The sequence below is a fragment of the Paraburkholderia hiiakae genome, assembly GCF_904848665.1.
Lineage (GTDB): Bacteria > Pseudomonadota > Gammaproteobacteria > Burkholderiales > Burkholderiaceae > Paraburkholderia > Paraburkholderia hiiakae.
The window spans coordinates 49,284-68,564 of record NZ_CAJHCQ010000033.1; the positions used below are offsets into that span (position 1 = coordinate 49,284).

General features: G+C 65.9%; 18 protein-coding genes and 1 pseudogene. 6 read left to right on the forward strand and 13 right to left on the reverse strand.

Features of this window, described 5'->3' with window-relative positions; translation table 11 throughout:
* Nucleotides 1–128: 128 nt before the first annotated feature.
* From JMY28_RS36640 to JMY28_RS36660, 5 genes and pseudogenes are all read right to left on the reverse strand, one after another.
* Nucleotides 129–677 (reverse strand): hydrogenase maturation protease, encoded by a 549-nt coding sequence (locus JMY28_RS36640; protein ID WP_201700767.1) that lies wholly within the window; start codon nt 675–677, stop codon nt 129–131.
* 384 nt (nt 678–1,061) lie between these two features.
* Nucleotides 1,062–1,925 (reverse strand): efflux RND transporter periplasmic adaptor subunit, encoded by an 864-nt coding sequence (locus JMY28_RS36645; protein WP_201700768.1) that lies wholly within the window; start codon nt 1,923–1,925, stop codon nt 1,062–1,064.
* 40 nt (nt 1,926–1,965) lie between these two features.
* A pseudogene (locus tag JMY28_RS36650) lies at nt 1,966–2,165 on the reverse strand (DUF1656 domain-containing protein).
* On the reverse strand, nt 2,155–4,401 hold the full coding sequence (locus JMY28_RS36655; protein ID WP_201700769.1) for an FUSC family protein: 2,247 nt from the start codon (nt 4,399–4,401) through the stop codon (nt 2,155–2,157). Before JMY28_RS36655 ends, JMY28_RS36650 begins: the two are co-directional and overlap by 11 nt.
* Before the next feature lie 11 nt (nt 4,402–4,412).
* Nucleotides 4,413–6,023: an efflux transporter outer membrane subunit gene (locus tag JMY28_RS36660; protein ID WP_201700770.1), complete on the reverse strand. Its 1,611-nt coding sequence runs from the start codon at nt 6,021–6,023 to the stop codon at nt 4,413–4,415.
* 156 nt (nt 6,024–6,179) lie between these two features.
* Here JMY28_RS36660 and JMY28_RS36665 point away from each other — a divergent pair, with 156 nt between their 5' ends.
* Nucleotides 6,180–7,118: a LysR family transcriptional regulator gene (locus tag JMY28_RS36665; RefSeq protein WP_201700771.1), complete on the forward strand. Its 939-nt coding sequence runs from the start codon at nt 6,180–6,182 to the stop codon at nt 7,116–7,118.
* A 184-nt stretch (nt 7,119–7,302) separates the two neighbouring features.
* Nucleotides 7,303–7,446, forward strand: coding sequence for a hypothetical protein (locus JMY28_RS36670; protein ID WP_169739136.1), 144 nt, complete (start codon nt 7,303–7,305; stop codon nt 7,444–7,446).
* Between the two features lie 34 nt (nt 7,447–7,480).
* On the opposite strand, the gene JMY28_RS36675 is transcribed toward JMY28_RS36670, so the two are convergent.
* The 4 genes from JMY28_RS36675 to wrbA all read right to left on the reverse strand — a co-directional run bounded on the left by JMY28_RS36675 (nt 7,481) and on the right by wrbA (nt 10,953).
* A complete protein-coding gene (locus tag JMY28_RS36675) occupies nt 7,481–8,287 on the reverse strand; it encodes a metallophosphoesterase (RefSeq protein ID WP_201700782.1) in 807 nt (268 codons plus the stop codon).
* Between the two features lie 29 nt (nt 8,288–8,316).
* A complete protein-coding gene (locus JMY28_RS36680) occupies nt 8,317–9,753 on the reverse strand; it encodes an FAD-binding oxidoreductase (protein WP_201700772.1) in 1,437 nt (478 codons plus the stop codon).
* A 157-nt stretch (nt 9,754–9,910) separates the two neighbouring features.
* Nucleotides 9,911–10,339 (reverse strand): DUF2069 domain-containing protein, encoded by a 429-nt coding sequence (locus JMY28_RS36685; protein ID WP_201700773.1) that lies wholly within the window; start codon nt 10,337–10,339, stop codon nt 9,911–9,913.
* Entirely contained in the window at nt 10,336–10,953 is a 618-nt protein-coding gene (wrbA, locus tag JMY28_RS36690; protein WP_201700774.1) for an NAD(P)H:quinone oxidoreductase, read from the reverse strand. Before wrbA ends, JMY28_RS36685 begins: the two co-directional genes overlap by 4 nt.
* Before the next feature lie 93 nt (nt 10,954–11,046).
* Between wrbA and JMY28_RS36695 the strand changes: the two genes are divergently transcribed.
* Nucleotides 11,047–12,348: a YihY family inner membrane protein gene (locus JMY28_RS36695; RefSeq protein WP_201700775.1), complete on the forward strand. Its 1,302-nt coding sequence runs from the start codon at nt 11,047–11,049 to the stop codon at nt 12,346–12,348.
* A 54-nt stretch (nt 12,349–12,402) separates the two neighbouring features.
* Here the strand turns inward: JMY28_RS36695 and JMY28_RS36700 are convergent, their stop codons facing one another.
* The 3 genes from JMY28_RS36700 to JMY28_RS36710 form a co-directional block, all read right to left on the reverse strand.
* Complete coding sequence (locus JMY28_RS36700) at nt 12,403–12,723, reverse strand: Mpo1-like protein (protein ID WP_201700776.1); 321 nt, start codon at nt 12,721–12,723, stop codon at nt 12,403–12,405.
* 95 nt (nt 12,724–12,818) lie between these two features.
* On the reverse strand, nt 12,819–13,658 hold the full coding sequence (locus JMY28_RS36705; protein ID WP_201700777.1) for an alpha/beta fold hydrolase: 840 nt from the start codon (nt 13,656–13,658) through the stop codon (nt 12,819–12,821).
* On the reverse strand, nt 13,655–14,989 hold the full coding sequence (locus JMY28_RS36710) for an O-acetylhomoserine aminocarboxypropyltransferase (protein ID WP_201700783.1): 1,335 nt from the start codon (nt 14,987–14,989) through the stop codon (nt 13,655–13,657). Before JMY28_RS36710 ends, JMY28_RS36705 begins: the two co-directional genes overlap by 4 nt.
* 294 nt (nt 14,990–15,283) lie before the next feature.
* Between JMY28_RS36710 and JMY28_RS36715 the strand changes: the two genes are divergently transcribed.
* The 3 genes from JMY28_RS36715 to aroC all read left to right on the forward strand — a co-directional run bounded on the left by JMY28_RS36715 (nt 15,284) and on the right by aroC (nt 19,047).
* On the forward strand, nt 15,284–15,739 hold the full coding sequence (locus tag JMY28_RS36715) for a CBS domain-containing protein (RefSeq protein WP_201700778.1): 456 nt from the start codon (nt 15,284–15,286) through the stop codon (nt 15,737–15,739).
* Between the two features lie 104 nt (nt 15,740–15,843).
* Complete coding sequence (locus JMY28_RS36720) at nt 15,844–17,832, forward strand: MFS transporter (protein ID WP_201700779.1); 1,989 nt, start codon at nt 15,844–15,846, stop codon at nt 17,830–17,832.
* Nucleotides 17,833–17,946: 114 nt separating this feature from the next.
* Complete coding sequence (gene aroC / locus JMY28_RS36725; RefSeq protein ID WP_201700784.1) at nt 17,947–19,047, forward strand: chorismate synthase; 1,101 nt, start codon at nt 17,947–17,949, stop codon at nt 19,045–19,047.
* A 95-nt stretch (nt 19,048–19,142) separates the two neighbouring features.
* Here the strand turns inward: aroC and JMY28_RS36730 are convergent.
* Nucleotides 19,143–19,281 (reverse strand): 4Fe-4S dicluster domain-containing protein (locus JMY28_RS36730; RefSeq protein WP_201700780.1); only part of this gene is annotated, 139 nt, incomplete at its 5' end.

Sequence of the window (19,281 nt, forward strand, 5' to 3'; positions counted from 1 at the left end):
CAGTAATCCGGCGCAGTTATCCGGATCTGGCGCAGTTTTTCAGGATAGTGCAGTGCAATGCGTGCGGGCAACGCGGGTTCTCCCGCGGGTTCTCCCGCAGATTCCCAATTACGGCTCTAGCGTGGCGTTCAGCCGCGCATATCAGAAGGAGAAGGCGCGAGGCGCGGCAGTGGGGCGGCGCGCCAGCGGTGCAGCCAGCCCCGCGCGGCTTCGACAGTGGCGTCGAGTTGCGCGCGCACGGTGCTCGACAAGCTCGCGCCGTAACAGTCGCTGCCATGCGGCTGCACGCCGATCAGCACGAACTCGCGCGGCGAGCGGCCGCTCAACTGCGCGCAGGCGAGCGCGTCGGCGAAACCCATGCCTGGGCGGCTCGGACGGCGCATGTAGAGATGTTCAGCCGCCGCGTCGCCGGTGACCACGCGAAGCGCGCCCGGCGCGAGCCCGAAATCGAGTGCAGTGAGCACAATCAAACGCTGCGTGGATTCGACGACGGGTAAGAGCGTACGGCCGCGCGTGCCCCCTTCCACGAGTTCGACCTGAGCGGGGCATTGCCAATTCGTCTTCAATTGCTCGAGCGCGAGAACGCCCACGCCAGCATCGCCCCATTGAACATTGCCGAGGCCAAGCACGACCACCCGTTGTGGCGCGAGGGTCTGGCGGTTCGCGAGTCCGGCCAATGCGCGGCGCGCAAAGGCACGGATCGCGCCGCCGTCGCGCGTCGCCTGTGGTATATCGCCGATTTTGTGAGGTCGATGTAGGCGAGGGATCACGTTGATGGTTGGTAGGAAGAGTGAGCGAATAGGAATAATCCGAGTAATTCGACAAACTTCTGTTGACGTGTATCAATCGAGATAGGTTTTATCGTGCTAGGGACAATGTTTTGCAATACTCATCGATTCACCGTCAGATCAATGTGCGGTAGTCGCTAACACTCCGTCCACGCGCAACAACAAAAAAGGGGAACGCCAAACTGGCGTTCCCCTTTTGCGTGCGTTTTTGCGTGCGCTCTTACGTGATGCGGCTGGCGGCGCGCGCGGTCAGCGTGCTGCGTCACCGCGCCATCACGTGCCCGGTTTCACGACCACCGTGCAGGTCGTCCCGGCCGCGAGCACCATGTCGTCCGGCACCTTGTCGATGTGGATGCGCACCGGCACGCGTTGCGCGAGGCGCACCCAGTTGAAGGTCGGGTTCACGTCGGCGAGCAGTTCGCGGCTTTGCGGATTGTCGCGGTCGTAGATGCCGCGCGAGATGCTCTCCACGTGGCCTTCGAGCGTGCCGCCGCTCATCAGCTTGATGTCGGCCTTGTTGCCCACCTTCACGTGCGGCAGCTTGGTTTCCTCGAAGTAGCCGTAGACCCAGAACGAATGGCTGTCCACCACGGCGAGCTTGGCCTGGCCGGAGATCGCGTAGTCGCCCTGGAACACCTGCAGGTTCGTGATGTAGCCGTCCACCGGGGAGACCACGCGCGTGCGTTCGAGGTTCAGTTTGGCGGCGTCGAGCGCGGCGATTGCCTGCTGGTACTGCGCCTGTGCCGAGTTTGCGGTGTGCGAAGCGTTTTCACGGTTTTCCTGCGAGACGACTTCACTGTCCATGTCGGCGCGGCGGCGCGCGTCGTCCTGGCGCATGGTCAGCTCGGCTTTGCGCGCGGCCACGGCGGCCTCGGCCTGCTCGACGGCGATCTGATAGTGCGACGGGTCGATCTGCATCAGCAGGTCGCCCTTGTGCACGAACTGGTTGTCCTTCACGGGCAGCTCGACCACGGCGCCCGAAACGTCGGGGGCGATGTTCACCACTTCGGCGCGCACGCGACCGTCGCGGGTCCACGGCTCGTCCATGTAGTGAACCCACAGGACGCGCCCGACCAGAATGGCGACGACGAAGATGATGGCCGTCGCGATAAAGCCAATGAGGTTGCGGATTGTCATGATTCGGTTGATTCGTTCAGCGATGCATTCAGCGGCGCATTTAGTGATAAACCGCGAGGCCGAGCACGCAGCACACGACCACGAGCAGGCTCACGCGAAAGAGGGACGGGTGCCACACGACCCGATAGAGGCCGGTTCTGGCCAGAACGGATCGAGCACCCAGGTGATCGCTGCGCCCAGCATGAAGAGCAGCACGATCGCCGGGATATAGGCGTCGAGAAACGCGACGTCACGAGGCATGGTTGGCTCCATGAGGTTGACGCTGATTCGCGCCCTCGCTGCCCGCGTAGGCCGCGAGCGGCGATTGCGGGTCGATGAGCGCGGTGCGGATGAAATGCAGATGGCTCTGGATGCGCTGCAACTGATGACGCGCTTCGCGAGGCGGCGTGTCGCCACGCTCGGCCGCGCTCGTTGCCTCGGGCTTCCACATGCCTTGCAGCACCGTCTGGCTCGCGTCGATGGCGTGTACGGTTGCCGCGAGCGCGTCGCGGTAGCGTGCCTCGCTTGGGCGATCGAAGAGCGCGCTCACGGCCTTGAGCGTCGCGTCGATCGCCACGCGCCATGCCGTTGCGTGCGGGTACGGCGGATGCGCGGGCAGCGTGGCCAGCTCGTGACGCAGATCGAGCGCGGCGTTGCCCACTTCGAGCGTCGAGAAGAGCCAGCGCAGCGTGTCGCGGCGTTGCGTGTCGTCGTTGCCGGCGATCGCCGAGAGCTGGAACATCAGGTCGCGCGCGCCGCTCTCGAAGCGGTTGCGCAGTCCCTTCAGGCGCGCGCGGCAGGCCTGCACGGCGGCGCCGCGCAGGTCGGCCAGCAGGCGCCGGCGCAGCCACGGCGTCGAGGGCGGCAAGAGCACGGCGAACGCCAGCGCCGAAACCGCCATCGACGCGATGAGCGCGAGTGCGTCGTTCATATAGCTGCTCGGGTTGTACTGCACGACGTTATCCGGGCCCGCGAGAAAGCACAGGAAGATGCAGTAGCCCACGCCGTAGCCCGCGTACTTCGGGCGCGTCGTGAGGAACACGCCGAACGCGAGCGCGGGCGCGAGCGCGACGCACAGCATCGCGAAGCCGTCGATATGCGGAAACACGCCGAACGTGAGCACCATGCCGACGAGCGAAGCGAGCACGGTGCCGAGCGCCATTTGCGTCGCCATGCGCGAGGGCTGCGGCGCGGACGAGGCGAGCGCGCAGGTCGCGGCGGCATTGAGCACGAGGGTCGTGCCGCTCGGCCATGCGGTGGCGATCCAGAACGCGCCGAGCAGCGTCATCACGATCGCGGCGCGCAGACCCGCGACGCCTGCTGCGATCGGGTTCGTCTTCGGCACGTAGCGCGCGATCCATTTTTCGCGCGAGTGCGTATCGACGGCAAGCGAGGCGTAGGTGGCCGTGTACTCGGTCATCTCGTGCACGAAGCGGTAGAACAGTTCCGTGGCGGTGTCGAAGTCGAGCAGGTGCGCATCGCCTTGCGCTTCGAGTTCGGCGCGCGTGGCGCGTACGCGCCTCGGCAGCGCCGAGCGGTAGTCTTCGAGTTGCTTCGAGACGTGCGCCGCGTCGGCGGCCGTGAGCACCGGTTCGCCCGCTTTCGCGAACAGCGGCGCGATCTCACGGAAGTACGGTTCGAGCGCATCGACGGTGACCGAGGAGCCATCCGCGCGCAGACGGTTCATCAACTGATGCAGCGCGTGAAAGCGCGTGGAGACCGTCATGAACTCGGTGTTCAGGCGCGCGAGGCGCCCCGAGCGCATGCGCGCGTCGGGCGACTCGAACACGGCCATGCTGCGGTTCGCTTCGAGGCCCACGACGTCGGCGACGAAGCGCGCATTGCTTGCTTCGATGTGCGAACGATCGATGCGGCCGGCAAGCGCTGCCGACACGTAGTCGACGAACGACGAGAAACGGCGCCGCACGTTCGAGCGCAGCATCTCGCCCGTAAACTGCGGAAACACCACGGCGCTGACGAAGCCCGAGCAAAGAATGCCGATCGAGATCTCGCCCACGCGCGTCATGGCCGACATGAACGCACCGTCGGGATGCTGCGAGGCCGGAATGCCGATGAGCGCCGCCGTATAGCCCGCGAGCACGAAGCCGTACGAACGGAAGTTGCGGTTGCGCGCCGCGCCCGCGGTGCACAGGCCCACCCACAGCGCCGTCGAGACGATGAAGAGTTCCGGCTGCTGTGCGAAGAGGCCGATCAGCGCGAGCATCACGACGAGGCCCACGAGCGTGCCGCAAAGCCGGTAGAAGCTCTTCGCGAATACGGGGCCGCTTTGCGGCTGCATCACGATGAACACCGTCGTCATGGCCGTGCGCGGCTGCGGCAGATCGAGCTTCATGGCAATGCCGAGCGCGAGCAGTGCGGCGGCGATCGCCTTGAAGAGATAGATCCAGACGAGGCCGTCAGTGCGCGCCCAATCGGCGAGCGCAGCATAGAGGTTCTGGCCGCCCGGCTGCGGAGGTGAGGAGGTGGACGCTTGCATTGTCGGCCGCCTCAGTGCGCCGCGCCGGATGCGCTTGCATCGGCGGCGTCGGGCCCGGACGACGCATGCGACCCGTGCGGCGCAAGCAGCGCCGCGGGCATCAGCGGCACGTCGCGCGTCTTCTTGCCGTGCGCGGGCAGCTGCTCGGCGTCGGTCGGGCCTTTCGCTGCAACATCGCTCGACGCGTCGATCATGCCGCCGCCCAGCGCCGCGACGAGCGAGGCGTGCGCGGTCAGGCGCTCGGCCTGGATGTGCGCGACGCCTTCCTGCGCGCGCAGCAGCTGCGTTTGCGCAATCAGCACGTTCACATAGTCGGTCAGGCCACGGCGGAAGCCTTCCTGCGCGAGGTCGTAGTTGCGCTGCGCGGCCGCGACCGAGCGGTGCGCGTCGTCTTCCTGCGTCGCGAGCGAGCGCATGCGCACGACCTGATCGGCGATTTCCTTGAGCGCGGTGACGATCGTCTGGTTGTACTGATCGACGGCGATGTCGTACGCGGCGGACTGCGCGCCGAGCTGCGCGCGCAGGCGTCCGCCGTCGAAGATCGGCAGCGAGAACGCGGGGCCGGCCGCGTAGCTGCCGCTCATCGACTTGAGGAACTGGAACAGCGGGCCGGCCGCCGCGTACCCGCCCATCGAAACGAGCAGGTTCACGTTCGGATAGAAGTCGGCACGGGCGACGTCGATGCCGCGCGCTTGCGCGGCGACGAGCCAGCGCGCCGCGACTACGTCGGGGCGATAGCCGATCAGCTCGGCAGGCAGCGCCGAAGGCAGGCCCGCGGGCGCGGCGAGCGAGAGCGCCGGGCGCTCGATCGATTCGCCGGCGCCCGGCCCCTTGCCCGCGAGCGCCGCGAGCTGGTTCTTGCCGAGCGCGATGGACTCTTCGAGCGCGTCGATCTGGCGCTCGTATTCGGGCAGCGGTGTTTGCGCCTGACTCACTTCGAGCTGGGTGCCGATGCCGCCCGCCAGGCGCTTTTGCGCGAGCGCGAGAATGCGCTGCTGCTGAGCGAGCGTTTGTTTCGCAATGTCGAGCAGCGCGTAGTTCATCGACATGTCGATGTAGGTGCGCGTGACATTGACTTCGAGTTCGAGCTGCGCCGCGCGCGCATCCGCAGCCGTGGCGTGCGCCACGTCGAGCGCGCGCTCGGCGTTGTTCTTGTCCTGGCCCCAGAGATCGAGGTGATAGGAGAGGCCGAGCGTGGCCGTGTTGTTCCACGTATTCGCGCCCGCGAGCGGTCCCGGTCCGTAATAAACGTTATCGGACCATTGCTGACGCTGGATGGACATGCTGCCGTTGATTTGCGGCAGGAGCCCGGCCTGGGCCACGCCCACCATCGAGCGCGCTTCGCGCACACGCGCCTGGGCCGCGGCAAGCGAGGGGTTGCCGGCCACGGAGGCTTCGATCCAGGCGTTCAGTTGAGGGTCGTTATAGCCGCGCCACCAGTCGCTGGCGGGCCAGCCGGCGTCGGTGTTGGCCGCGCGGATCGCCGATCCGGCGTCGAGTTGCGCGGCTTCGGCCTGTTGCGCTTGCGGTGCGATGCCCCCGGTACTGGCGCAGCCCGCGATTATCAACGAGAACGTAAGAACCGAGAGTGCGGCGAGTCCTTTCGGTACCGGAGACTGCACGATTTACTCCTTATCTTGGCTATGAATCACTGCCCGTCATTATATTTTTTGCGCGATTGATGAATAACCGGTAAGGATGCAAGGCATTTTTACGAAACGTGAGACAATCGATCTTGCGAAATATGAAACAATTCGTGTGTCAGATAGAGGATTGGTATGGATACGCTTCAAAACATGCGTGTATTCGTCCGGGTGGTGGAGGCGGGCAGCTTCACGGGCGCGGCGCAATACCTGAACACGACTACGGCTTATGCCTCGCGCGCGGTGTCCGATCTGGAGGCGCATCTGCGCACGCGACTTCTGAATCGCACGACGCGTCGCATCGCGCTCACCGAAGCGGGCGAGCGTTACTTGCAGCGCTGCGAGCAGATCCTGGCCTACGTCGATCAGGCTGAAGCGGAAGCCGGCGACGCGCATGCGCGCCCCTCGGGCAAGCTCAAGGTCCACGCCATGACGAGCTTCGGCCAGCACTATGTGGTGCCGGCGGTGGGGCAGTATCAGCAGCGCTATCCCGACGTGCACGTGGAGCTCACGCTCGCGCAGCGCATGCCGGACCTGCTCGACGAGGGTTATGACGTGGCCCTCGTGGTCGCGACCGATCTGCCGGATTCCGGTTTCGTGTCGCAGCGGCTCACGAGCGCGTTCAGCATCGCGGTTGCATCGCCGGCGTATCTGGAGAAGCGCGGCGTGCCGCAAAAGCCCGCCGATCTCGCCCACCACACCTGCCTGCAGATGGTGACGCCCGTGTTCCCGACCTCGCAGTGGCAGTTCACGGGCCCCGAAGGCGAGGCGACGGTCGATCTCGGCGCGGCGACCTTCCAGGTGAACGTGGCGGAAGCGATGGCGGTGGCCGTGCGCGAGGGCATGGGCGTGGGCCTGCTGCCGATCTATTCGGCGATCAGCGGTCTGCGCAGCGGCGAACTGCAGTGGATCCTGCCGGAGTACAAGTCGCAGGAGATGAACGTCTTTGCGGTGTACCCGTCGCGCCAGTATCTCGACGCGAAGATCCGCACATGGGTCGAGCTGCTGCGCGAGAGCATGCCTTCGACGCTCGCACGGGATCAAAACGAGCTACGCCGGTTCGCGCGCACGTGAGGCGGCTGCGCTTGCGCCTGATTTCCGCCTGATTTGCGCCTGATCAAAAGGCACGTGCGGGCTGTGACAGCCTGTTACAGCTTGCGCAGATGGCAACACTTCCTTACGCCCGGCGGCGCGGCGGCTTGGTAAGGTAGCGGGACGGTTTCACGCAACCCTCTTTTTGCCAACACCAGGGACTTACATGGATACGCATCTGATGATCGGCATCGCCGTGATGATGGGCCTGATCGGCATCGCGGCATCGCGCGATCTGCTGCGCATGCGCCGCGCGCAGCTGCAGCCCGCGACGCTGCGCGTGCGCCGCGACGACGCACGCATGCATTGACGCATGCATTGAAATAGCGCGCCCGTTCGCCGCGCTAGATTTCCACCACCTTGTCCCATGCAAATGCCGGATTCTCCGGCTGCCCCGTGCGACGGTCGCGATAGCCGCGCGGATTGCACACCACGCGCGTGCCGTTGACCGTGTAGTCGAAGCACGTATGCGTGTGGCCATGTATCCATAGCGCGACAGGCGCGCGCACCAGCGCGTCGAGATCGCTCACGAATCCCGCCGACACCAGATCTTCCGCGTAGCGCGTTGCGAGGCTTTGCCTGTGCGGCGCGTGGTGCGTCACGACGATCGTCTCGCCCGCGAAGGGCTTCGCCAGTTCCGCTTCGAGCCACGCGCGCGAACGCGCATGGAGCGCGAGCGAATCGGCCGGCGTGAAGTCGCGGGGGAGCGCTTGCGGGCTATCCGGCCAGGACACCTGGATCAATCCGCGAAAGTCGAGCATCACGCGCAACGCGGCCGCAATGGCGGCTTCGCGCGCGGCATCGGCGGCGCCAAAGAGCGCGAAGTCCGCCCACAGCGTGGTGCCGAGCACGCGAAAGCGGGCCGCCGGATCGACATACACGCCGTCGTTGAGGAAATGCACGTTGTCGAGTGGGGCGGCGGCGTCGCGCATCGCCGTTTCCAGTGCGCCAAGATCGCCGTCGTAGTACTCGTGATTGCCGGGCACGTACACCACCGGCACCTGCGGATCGAACGTCTCCGCCGCCCAACGCAGACCGAGCCCGTGATTGTGGATGTCGCCCGCGAGCACGACGAGATCGGCCTGCGCATGCGGGATCGTGTAGGGCTCGTCGTACTCCAGATGCAGGTCGGACAGCACGCGGATCTTCACCGGGTTTTTCACGGTTCTGGCTCCTTCGATCAGTGCAGCACTTTCCCCGGATTCATCAGATTCAGCGGATCGAGCGCGGTCTTGATCGCACGCATCAGGGCAAGTTCGACGTCGCTCTTGTAGTGCATGTTCTCGTCGATCTTCAACTGCCCGAGGCCGTGCTCCGCACTGATCGTGCCGCGATGGCGATCCACGCTGTCGTAGACGATACGGTTCAGCGTCTTCTCGTTTTCGGCGAGGAAGCGCTTCGGGTCGCCGCCTTCGGGTGCCTGCACGTTGTAGTGCAGATTGCCGTCGCCGAGATGGCCAAAGGTGACCATGCGTGCGCCGGGCACCGTGCGGGCGATCTCGGCGTCGGTTTCCTCGATGAAATGGCCGATACGCGAAATCGGCACGCCGATATCGTGCTTGATGTTCAACCCTTCCTGCGCCTGCGCGAGCGGAATGTGCTCGCGGATATTCCAGAACGCCTGCGACTGCGCGAGGCTTTCGGCGACCACAGCGTCTTCCACGAGACCTTGTTCGAGCGCTTCTTCCATGAGCCGCTCGAAGAGCGCCCGCGCGTGTGCTTCGCTTTCGTTATCCGAGAGTTCGAGCAGCACGACCTGCGCGTGATGCTCCTGGAACGGATAGCGCAGCTGCGGAAAATGACGGCCGACGAGTTGCATGCAGAAGTCCGACATTAGCTCGAAGCCCGTGAGCAGCGGCCCGGCGTAGCGCTGCGCGAGCGCGAGGAAGTCGAGCGCCGCATGCGCGGAGCCGAGCGCGGCGAGCGCGGTGACGCGCGCGGCCGGCAGCGGATGCAGCTTCATCACGGCGGCGGTGATGACGCCGAGCGTGCCCTCCGCGCCAATGAAGAGATCGCGCAGATCGTAGCCGGTGTTGTCCTTGCGCAGTCCGCGCAGGCCGTCCCAGATCTCGCCTTTCGGCGTGACGACTTCGAGGCCTAAGCACAGCTCGCGCGTGTTGCCATAGCGCAGCACGCCGGTGCCGCCAGCGTTGGTCGAGAGATTGCCGCCGATCGTGCAGCTGCCTTCGGCCGCGAGCGAAAGCGGGAAGAGGCGGCCCGCATCCCTGGCGCGCGCCTGGACTTCGGCGAGGATCACGCCGGCTTCGACGGTGATCGTGTTGTTGTGCGCGTCGATTTCCCGCACGCGGTTCAGGCGGCGCAGGCTCAGGACGGCCTGGTTGCCGCTCGCGTCGGGCGTCGCGCCGCCGGCGAGGCCCGTGTTGCCGCCTTGCGGCACGAGCGCGACGCGATGCTCGTGCGCGAGCTTCACGACAGCGGCCACTTCCTGCGCATTGGCCGGGCAAAGCACAGCGAAGGCCGCGCCCTGGTAGCGGCGGCGCCAGTCGGCGAGGTAGGGCGCGGTGTCATGCGCGTCGGTCAGCACGTTTTGCGCGCCGATGGCGGCGGCGCAGGCATCGAGAAAGGCTTGGCTGGCGGTCGGGGTGGAGTCGGTCATGGTGTCTCGGAGTTTCGTGCCGCTGCGCGGGACTGACGCGCGGCGCGATTATCGTGAAGGCGCGAGGCTCAAACGGCTAGTTTGACACGGCGATAGCCTTCACGCAGCGCGCGTGGGCAACGCGGACGCGGCGTGGGTGCGCGGTGGAGGGCGTGGCTTAGGCCGACTCGCGTTTCGCGGACTTTGCGTCACGCTTTGCAGCACGTTTCGCGGCACGCTTGTACGGTGCGACATAGGCCAGCGCGCACGCGAAGAAGCCGAGCGAAAGCGCGACCTCCACCCAGCCAAGCAGGTTGCCGGGCGCGGGATCGGTCATGCCGCGCACGATGCCTTCCGCGAAGTAGAGCAGCACGAGCATTGCCGCCCATTGCAGCGTGTAAAGCCTACGTCGCAACACACCAGGCAGCGCAAGGGCGAGCGGCACCGCTTTGAGCACGAGCGCGCTGCCGCCGGGGCGTATCGGCGCGAGCCGCCATTCCCACGCAATGCACAGCAGCGTGAGCGCGGCGAGCATCGCAAAGGCGCCGAGCGCGGCGCCGCGACGCTGGGCGACGGGCTCGGTGACGCCCTGCGCGCTGGCGTTCATAGCCGCTGGCCTTGTTCAATGGTCGCGAGCGCGAGCGCCGCGCGCGCAAGCCGTACGCCCAGCCCACTCGCGAGCGTCTTCTCGTCGGCGCTCAAGCCGTGGCCGCGCGCGTCGTGGCGCGCATGATGCGATGCGCCGTAGGGCGTGCCGCCGCCCTGCGTGGTCGTGAGCGCGCTTTCGGTGTAGGGAATGCCCACGAGCAGCATGCCGTGATGGAGCAGCGGCAACATCATCGAGAGCAGCGTGCTTTCCTGGCCGCCATGCAGGCTGCCCGTCGACGTGAACACGCAGGCGGGCTTGCCCGCGAGCGCGCCGGAGAGCCACTGCGGTGTGGTGCCGTCGAGGAAGTACTTGAGCGGCGCGGCCATGTTGCCGAAGCGCGTGGGCGAGCCGAGTGCGAGACCCGCGCATTCTTCGAGATCGCGCAGTTCGACGTAGGGTGGGCCGTCGGAGGGGATATCGGGTGCGGTGGCCTCGCAGACCGTCGAGACGGGCGGCACCGTGCGCACGCGTGCTTCGGCGCCGGGAACACTGTCGATACCCTGGGCAATCGCGCGCGCGAGCTCGCGGGTTGCGCCATGTCGACTGTAATAGAGCACAAGAATCGGTTTCATCGGGCCTCGTCGGTGGACGAGATATTATAGGGGTTGGGTTTGCCGCCGTTGCGCGGCAATCAAAGTGTTCACGGTGGGGAGGAAGGCGGGCCAATGGATGTGCTGTCGAGGGTGAGGATCGATCTGGACATCGTGAAGCGGCTCGCGCGCTTCGCGGCGCGGCGCAGCCGCGAAGATCGCATTCCACAGGTCGCGGGCAGCCTCACGTTCACCACGCTGCTTTCGCTCGTGCCGCTTGCCACGGTCGCGTTCGCGCTCTTCACCGCGTTTCCGATCTTCGCTTCGTTCCAGAGCTCGCTGCAGGCCTTTCTCGCCGACCACCTCATGCCGGCGCAGATCAACAGCCAGATCTTCAAGTACCTGAACCAGTTCGCCTCGAAGGCCAAGGGTCTCACGACGATGGGCATGATCGTGCTCTTCGTCACGTCGGTCATGACCATGATGACCGTGGAGTCGGCCTTCAACCTGATCTGGCGTGTGCGCAAGGCGCGGCCGTTCGCGCAGCGCGTGCTCGTCTATTGGGCCATCCTCACGCTCGGCCCGATCCTGATCGGCGTGAGCCTGTCGATCTCCTCGTACGTGTTCACGCGCTCCGCTGTAATCGCAACCGAGCAGCACGTTTCGGGCATTCTCGACTGGATGCTCATCGGCGCGTCGCTACCGCTCACGGCGCTCGCGTTTACGATGCTCTACGTGTATCTGCCGAACTGCCGCGTGCAGTGGCGCGACGCGCTGGTGGGCGGCATCGCCGCGGCGATCGCGTTCGAGGCGGCCAAGCGCGGCTTTGGCTACTACGTGCGGCGCATTCCGACCTATACGGCGGTTTATGGCGCGTTCGCGGCCGCGCCGATGTTCCTGCTGTGGATGTACCTGAGCTGGTTCATCACACTCGTGGGCGCGATGATCACTTCGGCGTTGCCCGAAATCCGCACAGGGCGCTTCGACAGGCCGCGCTTTCCGGGCAGCGATCTGCTCGACGCGCTCGAACTGCTCGCGGGCCTGGCCGATGCGCGGGAAGCGGGCGAGCCGGGCCGCACGACCGTGCAACTCGCGCAGTTGCTGCGGCGCGACCTCGCCACGGTGACACGGCTGATCGACGGTCTTGAAGAGGATGAACTCGTGGGGCGTCTCGAACAGGACGAACGCGCGAAAACGCTGTTCCTGCTGATCGGCAATCCTGCGCGCATAACGGTTGCGCGCATCTTCGACCGCTTCGCGATCGATCGCAAGGAACTGGCGTATCAACTCAAGTCGAGCAGTATCGACGCGCACATGCTGCTGGGCGCGCTCGACAACGACAAGCTCGCAATTTCACTCGCGTCGCTGATTGCAACGCGGCGTTTCCTGGCGATGACGGAGGAGCATCCGCCGGTGCTCCCGCATCCGGCGGCGTGACGCTGCGGTGCGCCTCTGAGAGGCTCCGCACCGTCACGCGTCGTCAGATTCGAATCAAAGAGAAATCTTGCCGCGGCAGATATCCGCGAACATGACCCAGTCGCCCATCAAGCTGTAGATGGGGTGACGGAAGGTGGCCGGGCGGTTCTTCTCGAACTTGAAATGTCCGACCCACGCGAAGCCATAGCCGCATACGATGGCTAGCGGCAGCCAAAGCCAGTTGCCGGTGGCGATCGCCATGCAGACGAAGCCAATCACGCCAAGCGACCCGATGAAATGCAGCCGCCGCGAAACGGGATGGCTATGCTCGCTCAGGTAGAACGGATAGAACTGCGCGAAGTTCGAAAAATGCTCGGTATGCGTGGTGGGTTGCATCGTCTCCTCCTTGCTGCGTGGGCACGCAGGGGATGGTTGATTCAGGCATTTTCCGGCGTTCCGAACGACCGTGCAACCAGGGCCGACGTCAACCGTCAGCCGTTGCCCACGCGCGACGCTTGCTGCGTTGCAAACGCATAGAGCGCGTCGAGCGTCGCATCGGGCTGCTCGGCCATCAGCGCGTGACCCGCGTCCAGCATGACCGTGTCCACCGGCGTGCCGGCCTGCGCGAACGCGTCGGCGAGCGCGCGCGCCGCGCGCGGGGGCGTCATCGCGTCGCGTTTGCCGACGATCAGGCGCACCGGGCAGCGCACCTTCGCAGCACTGGCGAGGCCATCCGCGTAAGCGTTGCACGCCGCGAAATCGGTATGGAAAAGCTGCGGCTCGCCGCGCGCGGCGACGCGCTCCATCAGCCGCTGGTTCATGCCGCGCAGCCAGAAACCGGGCCCGGGGCTCGACGGCTTGGCGGCGAGCGTCGAGTGCGACCACGCGTTGACGAGCGCGATTGCCTCCGGTTCGCGCTCGCGCGCGGCTTCGAGCAGGGTGGGCGCGACCGTCATCGGGAACGCGGTGGCGAGCAGGGCGATGCGCTGCGCGCGCTCAGGATGGTGAGCCGCGAATTCGAGCGCGATGAGCGAGCCCATGCTGTGGCCGGCGACGAACGCCTGCGGCGCGTTCACCGCATCCAGCAGCGCGGCCAGCCAATCGGCGAGCGCGCTGATGCTCGTGAGCGCCGGGCCCGCGCTGCGCAGGTGGCCGGGCAGATCGACGGCCAGCACATTGAAGCCGTGGTTCGCGAAATAGCGCGATTGCAGCGCCCAGACGCTGTGATCGTGCTGCGCGCCGTGGACGAACACCGCGAACGGCAGCGTGCGGTCGATGGCGCGCGAGGCCGTGTAGGCATAGACCGGCTTGCCGGCGACATCGACGATCATGACGCCTCCTTGCCGGTGGGCTTGGCCTTCGAAGTTTCCGCTTTTTGCGACGCCTTCAGCGCGCGCTTGAGGTCATCGACCAGATCGGCGGGATCTTCGAGTCCGATCGAGAGCCGGATCGTGCCCTCCGCAATGCCAGCGGCGGCAAGCGCCGCGGCGTCCATGCGGAAATGCGTGGTCGAGGCGGGGTGGATCACGAGCGAGCGCGCGTCGCCGACGTTGGCCAGATGCGAGAACAGCGTGAGCGATTCGATGAAGCGCTTGCCCGCCTCACGTCCGCCGCGCAAGTTGAAGCTGAACACGGCGCCAGCGCCACGCGGCAGCAACCGGCTGGCCAGCGCGTAATCGGGATGGCTCGGCAGCTCGGGCCACGCGACCGATTCGACCGCTTCGTGCGCCGCGAGATATTCGACGATGCGCCGCGCATTCGCCACATGCCGTTCCATGCGCAGCGGCAGCGTTTCTATGCCCTGCAGCAGTTGCCACGCGGCCTGCGGATGCAGGCACGCGCCGAAGTCGCGCAGGCCCTCGCGGCGCGCGCGCAGGAGGAAGGGCGCGACGGTGCTTTCCTCGCTGAACACCATGTCGTGAAAGCCCGCATAGGGCTCGGTGAGTTCGGGAAAGCGGCCCGACGCTTCGAAGTCGAACGTGCCGCCATCCACCAGCACGCCGCCGATCGTCGTGCCATGGCCGCCGAGGAACTTGGTGGCCGAGTGATAGACGAGATCCGCGCCATGCTCGAAGGGGCGCAGCAGGTAGGGCGTGGTGAACGTCGAATCGACGAGGAGCGGCACGCCGTGTGCGTGCGCGATCTGCGCGACGGCTTCGATGTCGAGCACGTCGAGGCCCGGATTGCCGAGCGTTTCGCCGAACAGCAGGCGCGTGTTGGGCTGCAGTGCCGCGCGCCAGGCGTCGAGGTCGCCGGGCTTCACGAAGGTCGTTTCGATGCCGAAACGCTTGAGCGTGTAGTGCAGCAGGTTGTGCGAGCCGCCGTAAAGCGCCGCCGAGGCGACGATGTGCGAGCCCGCGCCCATGAGCGTCGCAATCGCGAGATGCAGCGCCGCCTGCCCGCTCGCGGTGCCGATCGCGCCCGCGCCGCCTTCGAGCGCAGCCACGCGCTCTTCGAACACGGCGACGGTCGGGTTCGAGATGCGCGAGTACACGTGGCCCGCACGCTCCATGTTGAAGAGCGCGGCGGCGTGGTCGGTGTCGCGAAATGAGAACGAGGTGGTGAGGTAGATCGGCGTCGCGCGGGCGCCAGTGGCGGGGTCGGGCGCCGCGCCGGCGTGCAGCGCGAGCGTGTCGAAACGGCTATCGGGATTCGATGACATCGTGGCGGCGCGGCCGGCGCGAACCGGCCTGGTGTCGAGGGTGAAGGGCATCGTAACACCGGCGGCGAGGCGCGGGACGCCCGGCTGGGCGTTTTTCGGGCCTGATGGAGGGCGTCCCGGGTGTCGAAAGTCGCGCCGGAAAACCTTTCGTCACGGCTTTCGGCAGATGTTTCGGGGCGCCGTGGAGCGCCCGCCGCGCGGCTTTCCTTTTAACAATCTTTCCGCTAGGATCGAATCAGGTAGGCATCTTTTCAGCATTTCCCCCATTACTAGCGGCATTCCTGGAGACACATCATGCGTGTCAGCGACATCCTCAAGGTGAAGGGCAACACGCTCTACACCGTCACGCCCGACACTGCGCTGCACGAGGCAGTCAACACCATGGCCGAGCACGATATCGGCTCGCTCGTCGTCATGGAGTACGGCGATCTGGTCGGCATGCTCACGTTCCGCGAGATCATCCTCACGCTGCGCACGAACGGCGGCAGCATTGGCACCACGACGATTCGCAAGGTCATGGACGATCATCCCATCACCTGCACGCCGGAAACCGAGGTCGACGAAGTGCGCCGCATGATGCTCGAGCATCACGTGCGCTATCTGCCGGTCATGGAAAGCCGCTCGCTCATGGGCGTGATCTCGTTCTACGACGTGGCGAAGGCCGTCGTGGAAGCGCAGGGCTTCGAGAACAAGCTGCTCAAGGCCTATATTCGCGACTGGCCCGAAGAGGAGCGTCAGCCGGCACGCTGAGCGCAGCCCGTCCAACGCCTGGTCGGTCAGCATGAAAAAGCGCGCGTCAGGCGCGCTTTTTCGCGTCTGGGCCTCATGAATTCCGTCAGTGCGACTTCTACTCGATGAACGATAGACCGATGTCCGCGGCGCAGCGCGACGAGCGCAAAGCGCTCAATGAGGGTGACCACGCTTCGCAATTCACGCTGCTGCGCCAGCGTCGTTTCGCTCCGTTTTTCTGGACGCAATTCCTCGGGGCGATGAACGACAACGTGTTCAAGATCGGCTTTACCTCGCTCGTCACGTATCAGGCCGCGCGCTTTTCTGGCGTCGATCCGAAGACCGTCGCATTTCTCATCTCGGCGATTTTCATTTTGCCGTTCGTACTCTTTTCCGCGACCTCGGGCCAGGTCGCCGACAAGTACGACAAAGCGATGCTCACGCGCTGGGTCAAGACCTTCGAGATCGCGGTCATGCTGATCGGCGCGGCCGGCTTCTGGATGCACAGCGCGCCGCTGCTGTATGCGTGCACTTTCCTGATGGGCGTGCATTCCACGGTGTTCGGGCCGGTCAAGTACGCGTACCTCCCGCAGCGGCTCACGCGCGACGAACTGGTCGGCGGCAACGGGCTAGTCGAGATGGGCACGTTCGTCGCGATTCTGCTCGGCACGATCGTCGGGGGCGTGGCGGCGGGTATCGGGGCGATGGATCCCGCGTCTGCGCGTGCCGACGTCGGGCCGCCGCTCGGTGCGTGGTGGCTCGGCGGCATGTGCATCGTCATCGCGCTCGTGGGGCGTGTGGCTTCGGCTTTCGTGCCGCCGTGCGAGCCATCGCAGCCGGATCTGCGCATCAACTGGAATCCGTTCTCAGAAACCTGGCGCAACCTGCGCCTCGCACACGGCAACCGCACCGTGTTTCTGAGCCTGCTCGGCATCTCGTGGCTCTGGTTCGTCGGCGCGACGTTTCTGGCGTCGTTCTTCAATTTCGCCAAAGATGTGATGTCGGCCGATCCCGACGTCGTGACTGTGCTGCTCGCGATGTTTTCGCTTGGCATCGGCCTGGGGTCGTTGCTTTGTGAGCGGCTCTCGCGGCGGCGCATCGAGGTGGGCCTCGTGCCCCTCGGCTCGATCGGCATGAGTGTGTTCGGGATCGATCTCTTCTTTGCGAGCCATGCGTTGCCGGCCGCCCCCCATCTGCTTTCGGTGGGCGAATTCCTGCGCGTCGCCGCGCACTGGCGCGTGCTCGCCGACCTGTTCCTGCTCGCCATGTTTGGCGGCTTCTACAGCGTGCCGCTCTACGCGTTGATCCAGAGCCGCAGCACGCCCAGCCACCGCGCACGCATCATCGCCGCGAACAACATCCTCAATTCGCTCTTCATGATCGTCTCGGCGCTCATGGCGATGGCGCTCACGTCCGCGGGCGTCGGCATTCCGGGCATCTTCCTCACCACGGCGTTGCTCAATATCGTCGTGGCGGCCTATATCTACACGCTCGTGCCCGAGTTCCTGCTGCGATTCGTGGCGTGGGTGCTCGTCCATACCTTCTATCGCGTACGGCTCGTGCACGCCGAACGCATACCGACTGAGGGCGCGGCAGTGCTCGTCTGCAATCACGTGAGCTATGTCGATGCGATCGTCATCATGGCCGAGAGCCCGCGGCCGATCCGCTTCGTGATGGATCAGCAGATCTTCCGTTCACCGTTCGCGGGCTGGGTGTTTCGTCACGCCAAGGCCATTCCGATTGCGCCCGCTCACGAGGATCCAGCCGCGCTTGCCGCGGCCTATGACGCGTGCGCGGCTGCGCTGTCCGAAGGAGATCTGGTCTGCATTTTTCCGGAAGGCAAACTCACGCGCACAGGCGACATGAACCCGTTCCGGCGCGGCGTGGCGGAAATCTTGAGGCGTACGCCGGTTCCCGTCGTGCCGATGGCGTTGCGCGGGCTGTGGGGCAGCGTGTTTTCGCGCTTTGCGGAAACTGGGCAGGAACGACGGCCGCTTCGACGCGGTCTGACTAGCCGTTTGACGCTCGCGGTGGGAGAACCAATTGCGGCGGCGGACGCCACGGTCGAGCGCTTGCAGGAGGCGGTGGCGGAACTGCGCGGCGCGCGGCGCTGACGCATGAGGCATCCGAGGCCGGTTGCGCCGCCTTTCGCCCGACCGCCCGGTCGGGCGTCGCCGCGCGCGGGCTGGCATAATGTTGGATTACCCGATTCACTTTGGATGACCGCCATGTCCGGCAACACGCTCGGTACGCTTTTCACCGTTACCACCTTCGGCGAATCCCACGGTCCGGCCATTGGCTGCGTCATCGACGGCTGCCCGCCCGGCATGGCGCTCACCGAAGCCGACATCCAGATCGACCTTGACCGCCGCCGCCCCGGCACGTCGCGTCACGTCACGCAGCGCCAGGAAGAGGACAAGGTCGAGATTCTCTCGGGCGTGTTCGAAGGACGCACCACGGGCACGCCGATCGCGCTCCTTATCCGCAATACCGATCAACGCAGCAAGGACTACGGCAACATCGTCGAGACCTTCCGTCCCGGCCACGCGGACTACACCTACTGGCAGAAGTACGGCATTCGTGACTATCGCGGCGGCGGCCGTTCGTCGGCGCGCCTCACCGCGCCCACGGTCGCGGCGGGCGCCGTAGCGAAGAAGTGGCTGCGCGAGCGCTTTGGCGTGGAAGTGCGCGGCTACATGCGCGCGCTCGGCGAGATCGACGTGCCGTTCGTGAGCTGGGAGCATGTGCACGAGAACCCGTTCTTCGTGCCCAACGCCGACGTCGTGCCGCAGCTCGAGGACTACATGGATGCGTTGCGCAAGGACGGTGACTCGATCGGTGCGCGCGTGAACGTGGTGGCGAGCGGCGTGCCGGTGGGGTGGGGCGAACCGCTGTTCGACCGGCTCGACGCCGACATCGCGCACGCCATGATGGGCATCAACGCGGTGAAGGGCGTGGAAATCGGCGCGGGCTTCGCGAGCGTCGCGCAGCGCGGCTCGGTGCACGGCGACGAGCTCACGCCGAATGGCTTTCACGGTAACCACGCGGGTGGTGTGCTCGGCGGCATTTCGACGGGCCAGGACATCACCGTCTCGATCGCCATCAAGCCGACCTCCAGCATTCGCACGCCGCGCCGCTCGATCGACAAGTCGGGCGAGCCCGCGACGGTCGAGACCTTCGGCCGCCACGACCCGTGCGTGGGCATTCGTGCAACGCCGATCGCGGAGGCCATGCTCGCGCTCGTGCTGATCGATCACGCGTTGCGCCACCGCGCGCAGAATGCAGATGTCGTCGTGACGACGCCGAAGATCGCGTCCAGCGACGAGTGATGTTTGCCGGTGCGGCGTGAGCCGCACTCGTTGCGTGGGCAACAAAAAAGCCGCTTCAGGCTCACACCTGAAGCGGCTTTTTTCGTTTGCCGAACTTACATGTTCGGATAGTTCGGGCCGCCGCCACCTTCCGGCGTGACCCACACGATGTTCTGCGTCGGGTCCTTGATGTCGCACGTCTTGCAGTGCACGCAGTTCTGCGCGTTGATCTGCAGACGGTCGCTGCCATCGTCG

Coding starts and splice junctions, on each gene's coding strand:
- JMY28_RS36645 (WP_201700768.1), bottom strand. CDS start 1,925: ATGACAATCCGCAACCTCATTGGCTTTATCGCGACGGCCATCATCTTC.
- JMY28_RS36655 (WP_201700769.1), bottom strand. CDS start 4,401: ATGCAAGCGTCCACCTCCTCACCTCCGCAGCCGGGCGGCCAGAACCTC.
- JMY28_RS36665 (WP_201700771.1), top strand. CDS start 6,180: ATGGATACGCTTCAAAACATGCGTGTATTCGTCCGGGTGGTGGAGGCG.
- JMY28_RS36670 (WP_169739136.1), top strand. CDS start 7,303: ATGGATACGCATCTGATGATCGGCATCGCCGTGATGATGGGCCTGATC.
- JMY28_RS36680 (WP_201700772.1), bottom strand. CDS start 9,753: ATGACCGACTCCACCCCGACCGCCAGCCAAGCCTTTCTCGATGCCTGC.
- JMY28_RS36685 (WP_201700773.1), bottom strand. CDS start 10,339: ATGAACGCCAGCGCGCAGGGCGTCACCGAGCCCGTCGCCCAGCGTCGC.
- wrbA (WP_201700774.1), bottom strand. CDS start 10,953: ATGAAACCGATTCTTGTGCTCTATTACAGTCGACATGGCGCAACCCGC.
- JMY28_RS36695 (WP_201700775.1), top strand. CDS start 11,047: ATGGATGTGCTGTCGAGGGTGAGGATCGATCTGGACATCGTGAAGCGG.
- JMY28_RS36700 (WP_201700776.1), bottom strand. CDS start 12,723: ATGCAACCCACCACGCATACCGAGCATTTTTCGAACTTCGCGCAGTTC.
- JMY28_RS36705 (WP_201700777.1), bottom strand. CDS start 13,658: ATGATCGTCGATGTCGCCGGCAAGCCGGTCTATGCCTACACGGCCTCG.
- JMY28_RS36710 (WP_201700783.1), bottom strand. CDS start 14,989: ATGTCATCGAATCCCGATAGCCGTTTCGACACGCTCGCGCTGCACGCC.
- JMY28_RS36715 (WP_201700778.1), top strand. CDS start 15,284: ATGCGTGTCAGCGACATCCTCAAGGTGAAGGGCAACACGCTCTACACC.
- JMY28_RS36720 (WP_201700779.1), top strand. CDS start 15,844: ATGAACGATAGACCGATGTCCGCGGCGCAGCGCGACGAGCGCAAAGCG.
- aroC (WP_201700784.1), top strand. CDS start 17,947: ATGTCCGGCAACACGCTCGGTACGCTTTTCACCGTTACCACCTTCGGC.